Genomic DNA, 6,422 nt, shown 5'->3' with positions numbered 1-6,422 from the left:
GTTGCGCGGTGTTTCGTTATGTGTAGCATTGTATTGATTAACATGTTCAATCAGCCCCAACGCAATATGATTTTGTTTCGGAAAACGTATACCTAAAAACACATACTCCGGATCAAAGCTGTCGAATATCGGTTTACACCCATCAACAACAGCTTGCAGTTCAGCGGCATTTTTTACATCAAAAAACGGTGGCACATAATACACCATGTTTTCATATTCCTTTTTTAATAATTCACCAACCAGTTCGTTTGGCGCAATTACCATAATGCGTTTGTTGTGTTTAATTAATTCCTTCCACAACAACGGAAATAATTCAGAACCCGGTAAACGACGTTGTAATTTTTTATCTTTTCCCAATAATTTACTCACCCAAATTATCGGCTGACCGTCAGGAATAATATAATAACATTTTTTTAAAATCGCAGCCAGGTCACTGTATTGTTTTTCGTTGAGTTTAACAACATCATCAACATTAGGTGTAAATAATAAAGGTAATTTATCACCACTTGGGTTAAACTCATGTTTAAAATTCACCATCGATTGTATCGTGGCATCAAAATTTATATCATTAATTAAATCCAGTTCAAAAATCCGGGTCCGCTTCAGCATGCTCACGATTTATTTCTGATATAATCAATCATGTCTTTAATTGTTTGCGCAAGTGTATATTGTTGTTCCCAACCGGTATCGCGTTTTAATTTTCCTGAATCACCATAAATAATCGGCTCATCTGTTGGTCGCAATAATTTCGGGTCAACTTCGGTAGGTAATTTTATGCCCATATAATTTTCAATAAGCGGCACAATTTCATTTATTTCATACACTTTATTGCCCGAAATATTATATACATCCCCCCAATTGCCTTTATCGCTCAGCAACATTAATGCATGCACCAAATCACGCACATCGGTAATGGCACGTTTTGTTTTCAGGTTGCCTACTTTTAAAACCGTTTCCTTTTTTTGCTCGATGGCTACTGCACGATGTGTAAAATCGGCCACCACATCATTTGTTTTGCGCGGACCGGTAGTATTAAAAATGCGTGCACGAATGCAGCGAATTTTATCATTCTGATAATACTGAAACGAAAGTAAATCTTGCCCAACCTTACTTACACCATAAGGATGTAACGGTAACAAAGCGGCTTCTTCCTTCACAGGCGTGTTTTCAGGTGTTAGCGATGCACCGTATTCCGCACTCGAACAGGCAACCAAAACAACAGGGTCATAGTTCTTATCCAATTTGCGTGCAGACTTAACCGCTTCAAACACGTTTATAGTCCCGTTAACATTGGTATCCATAGTTTCCTGTGGACGGTGCCAACTGACAGTCGGGTAACTTTGAGCTGCCAAATGGAATATTTTATCCGGTTTTAAATCGGTTATTATATCGTGTAAACGCTGGTAATAGCGCACATCACACTCAATCAAACTCGCCTTCCCGTGTATATCATGCATGTCGGTTGTAGGCTTATAAAACGTGCCCACAATATCACGCTCGCCCTGCGCATAATACATATCAATCATATGCGAACCCACCATGCCACAAGCGCCAGTAATTAGGATTTTCATTGTATTTTTTTGCAAATATCGGAAAAACCCATGCGCTATCTATCGTAAAAATCAACATTTTGCCCATTTTTTTTGCAGAAATCCATTTGGGGGCATGCCGCATCAACATTTTGCTCCACCAACAACATCCCCGTGCGGCACCGTGCTTTCCATTCCAAGTCCTCGTCGCCTCCACTGCGTTACGGCTCCTGCGGGCTTTCCATTACAATCACTTGCCCGGGGTATTCCCATCAGAAACTACTGCTTCTAAAGGTTAATATCAGGTTAAATGTTATTTGTCTATGAATTGATTACAATCCTTTTTATTCTTATGATCAGGCTGCTTATTTACTGAAAGTAATGGATAAAATTTTCTTTACTATTGAAGAACCAATATGAAGATTATATGGCTGACTTTAAAAGACTTTACCTATAAAACAGTTTTCAGAAAAATGAAAAACACTTGAAAATAACGTGAAAAATATTTGTATATTTCAAAAGTAATTTGTATACTTGCTTAAGAATTAATGTAAGCCCTTATAAATTAACCCTTTTAAAAACAAGTTATACTAATGGAGCATTAAACTGCTCCATCAGAAAACACATGTCAACGTTAGTCGACTATCCTATCATCCCAGTTGACTACCTTAAGTATTTGCAATTGTAAATGGCGACAAGTTAATAATTGTTACCCCTCATATTTTATGTGAGTAGTATTTTATTTTGAAGAAAAATAAATTAAATAACTACGGTAAAAATTTTGAAATATGAAAATGTTCAAAAAACTGCCACATCTTCTAACGCAAATCGATTACAGAATAAGTATGTCTAACTACAAGTGTACCATACACGCTGTCGAGAGACTCAATAAACGAAGACGACGGTAGGGTTATATATTTTTACTGCACCTCCTTCCACTTATTTTAATCGTACTTTTTAAATTTACCAATCAATGAAAAACTCATTTTACCAAAATATATATATACGGAAAGCTACATTGCTTTTCGTCATACTTTGCACGATTACATTAATTTCAGCATCATTTACCGGTGACCATTTTCCAAATAAATTTTTTGCATTACATACCGGATTTATATCTCCTGTTCCTGATTCAATATACGAGGATTCTACTGATATATATCAATTCTATGACACTTCTTATTCTTATTCTGACGGTGGAGATTCAATTTATGTTATTGCCGACTCAATTTTTAATGATACCACATATGTTGATTCCACAATTATTGGTGGCCGATTGGGCAATTTCGGTTTGCCAGGTGCGAGTAAATTTAATAATATTAATAATAGTACAACTGCCAAGATTGGTCTAGGAACTATGCCAATTATCTGCGCACCTTTATTTGATGGAAGTGCACCTGAAATTACAAATAAAGGGCTATACGGAATTAATGTGTCAGGGATGTTTGATGATGCAACATGTCCAAACGATGGTAGTGCTACTGACCAGTGGCAGTGGCTAAGTGATTTGAGGCCTGAAGTAATACGTTTTCCGCATGGCGCAAATGGTAAGTTTATGCATTTATTACATACAGTGGGTGGCGCTCCAACCGATACTGCGGTAGGGTATGGATACGACTTAGCAGAATTGATTCGATATTTTGATGCTTCTGATGACAATACGACTAATCTAGTGCCAGGTCTCTATGGAACTATGGCTGCGGCAATCGCCGCAATTTCAACTCAAACGGTTGCCAATTTACCCGAGTGGAATACTTGGATGGACCCTTCGGTTGCGCAACAATTTGGACAATTTCTAGAGAAATGGGTTGTACAACAGACTCTTGCTGTTAGCGCAACAGACCATAGTAACTACCTGACAGATTTCATTAAATTAATTCGACAAATAGAAAATGGCAACCCGGGACATACCGTTAAAATTATTGTTTGCCTCAACATCATCAGTGAATCTTCAAGTGAGTGTGCGGCTATAGTTGAATTTTTGCGTTCTAATCCGCTTCACAATTGCACAGTAGTTGGAGTTGAACTTGGTAATGAATGCCCTAGCGACTTTCATTGGACCGTAATGGGTTTTGCACACTTTTCAGAACATGTAACTCCTCCTGGATGTAACGCAGCATTTAATGGTTCATATTGGAGTTTTATAAATGGAGAACCGTATGGAGAACCTTCGGCTCAAACAAGGTTAAATACTTTTTTAAATCCTGCAATGCAATTACAAGACGCTACTGGTCATTACTACAATCGAGATTTTATTAAGGCGTTTAAATATAATTTTCTAACAAATTGCAAAATCGGCATACCTGCAGAAGGAACATCAGGCGATGAGTTATCACCGCTACCCTTTTATTTTGGGGGTCCCGGCTGTCCGCGTGGAGCAAATGAATGGAATACAGATCTTATGTTACACAAAGAGGATGAAATCGCAACAATACCACCGGGACTCCCAAAGAAAAAATATGATGCAGTGATCTTGCATATTTATTTGGATGATAAACAAAATTGGGGAGCAATTGCAAATTTATTGAACGCAGCTCCCTATAACCCAAGATGGGATTTTGCAACCTATGACACTAGGTTGCAGTCAGCATTTAACGGAATTTTGTTTTTTGATCCAAGTAATCCAAATGACGTTGCTTCAGATAGTTTTATGGGATTTATTAAATACGGACATAAAGTAGCATGGGACGATTATCGAACTGTGTTTAATTTTACGCCAACCACTCCAACAGATAAAGTGAGAAAGGAATTATGGATGACAGAATACAATATTAAAACATCTGTTCCAGATGAGGGGTTACAACGAGGTGTTTATACCAATGGCTTTACACATGGGTTTGTATTGCAAGAATGGTTTTTGAAAAATATAAAGGTGAATTATGCAAGTGGATATAAGAAGAATTTTTTTACTTATGCCACCTATCAAAACTATGCAGGTGTTGGTGAAGATTTACTAACTGCAGCCGACAGACCACGAGAATTATATAATTACCTTTGCAAAAATTATTCGCCATACAATCTGGGAGGAGGCAACCCAAATAAAAGGGAATATTACATGAAACGAACCAGTTATTTCGTAATGTCTTTACTGAAAGAAATATCTGCGAAGAATTTAAAATATGTAAGAACTTTATATGTATCACCTGCTAGTAACCTCAATACGATGCCTACAATGTTTATCGACCCCGGTAATAATTATCTGTATATGTATTATTCCAATGTCAAATCAACTGAGCAGGATTATATAATCAACGGGGAAAACTTAGCAGGGTTATTTAGTCCAACGCCAATAATTTCATTTGGGACAGCATCTATTTACAGTGTTAAAGGAATTCAGTTATATTCTTGTTCTGGAAGCAATACACTTTTCGATCCATTGTTTAATACTGGTTATGCAAATCCAACTCCAACAGATAGGACATGCTATGATCCAGAAGTACTACCACCTTATTTGTATCCGATAGAAATACAAAATACTACATTTTCTGTAAATTCCCCAGATTGCGCATTAACGCCTTCTACCTTAGGAGGTTGTATTACTGTGCCACCCTATTCAGTTGGATATGTAAAAATACCTATTAATAAAAGTTACAAGATTGAAGCACCAAAAATTGCTGAGGAAAACAAAACAATTATTTACCCAAATCCAGCAAATACTTGGTTCTCATTTTATAGTTCTTTACAAGAAAGCGAAACAGGTTCAACTAAAGTTGAATTATTTACTTTAACTGGCAATTTAATACAAGCTGAAAATACTGTAAATAATGCCCCCATTAACATATCAGGCATCCCCTCAGGGATTTATTTAGTAAAAATATTTAAAAACGAAGAATTAGTATCCGTTCAAACTTTAATAAAAACAAATTGAAAAACAAAAAAATAAATTCAAAAGCATTTAACCTTGCAGGTTATGCTGCTTTAGCTGGTAGTTTCCTTGCCCTGAGCAAGGAAACTACTGCTCAGGCTGTGTATGTGGACATTAATCCGGATACAGTTTTAACTGGAACACCTTTCGCAGAAAATTTGGTGATTGAATTAAATGGCACAGTATTATTTGACTTTTTATTTGGTGCCCTGTCAGGAACATACTATGCTGATTGGTGTGAGTGTTTTCAATTTGAACAAATTGTAAACCTTAGTGGGACTGAAAGTAAAGTAGTTTACACTAATTATCAATTTACCAGCGACCAATATTTAGTTTCTGCTTTAGAACCTGGAGTAATTATTAATGCAGATTTGAATTTTCAAGACAATGATACCAAAATGGCCTACAAAGTTATTCCGGACTGGCCATTTTATTACGCCTTTGAAGGTGGAGCCTGGTTGCCTGAAACAATTGATAAATATATAGGCATACGATTTACCGATTCACTCGACTGCATGCATTATGGTTGGATTCGATGTAGTGTTGAAGACAATGGAACAAAACTAACTGTTAAAGATTACGCATACGAGACAAAATGTGATGTCGGTATTGTGGCCGGAGATACAATTGGTGATACTACTGTTCCAATAAATGAAATAAATAGTTTAGATGCTGTGGTATATAATTTTAATAAAGTGCTGAATATAAAAACTGACACCTATGATAACTGCACATGCATAATAAATTCGATTCAAGGTCAACAACTGTTACAGAGCGAATTAAGTGAAAATTTAACGCAAATTGATATGACAACATTTCCTGCTGGCATTTATATTGTCCGGCTTGTGCATCAAAACAGTGTGTTTGTTAAAGAGGTAACGATTCATTAATATAATGAAAGAATGGGTATTAAGAAATAAAGTTAAACTTGTTGAGCCTATGACAATAAATATAATTGTTTCTAAAAACATTGGAATAAATAACAAATTCTTGCCTCTATAGAATTTTTAAACAGTCTTATATTTTGA

Annotated in this window: 4 protein-coding genes; 2 read left to right on the top strand and 2 right to left on the bottom strand. The window is 36.2% G+C overall.

Annotation, left to right across the window (positions count from 1 at the left end):
• Together IPI65_08175 and IPI65_08170 are read right to left on the bottom strand one after the other, a co-directional pair.
• Nucleotides 1–609: WecB/TagA/CpsF family glycosyltransferase (locus IPI65_08175; protein ID MBK7441492.1), on the bottom strand; the 609-nt coding region annotated here is incomplete at its 3' end.
• Between the two features lie 2 nt (nt 610–611).
• The gene (locus tag IPI65_08170; protein ID MBK7441491.1) at nt 612–1,571 is read right to left on the bottom strand and encodes a GDP-mannose 4,6-dehydratase; all 960 of its coding nucleotides are present in this window, start codon (nt 1,569–1,571) and stop codon (nt 612–614) included.
• A 931-nt stretch (nt 1,572–2,502) separates the two neighbouring features.
• Here IPI65_08170 and IPI65_08165 point away from each other — a divergent pair.
• On the top strand, nt 2,503–5,397 hold the full coding sequence (locus IPI65_08165) for a T9SS type A sorting domain-containing protein (GenBank protein ID MBK7441490.1): 2,895 nt from the start codon (nt 2,503–2,505) through the stop codon (nt 5,395–5,397).
• Nucleotides 5,394–6,284 (top strand): T9SS type A sorting domain-containing protein, encoded by an 891-nt coding sequence (locus tag IPI65_08160; protein ID MBK7441489.1) that lies wholly within the window; start codon nt 5,394–5,396, stop codon nt 6,282–6,284. Before IPI65_08165 ends, IPI65_08160 begins: the two co-directional genes overlap by 4 nt.
• Nucleotides 6,285–6,422: the final 138 nt, after the last annotated feature.

Source organism: Bacteroidota bacterium (assembly GCA_016706255.1).
Taxonomy (GTDB): Bacteria; Bacteroidota; Bacteroidia; order Chitinophagales; family BACL12; genus UBA7236.
Note: the sequence above shows the minus strand (reverse complement) of the source record. Positions and strands in the feature narration are given on the sequence as shown.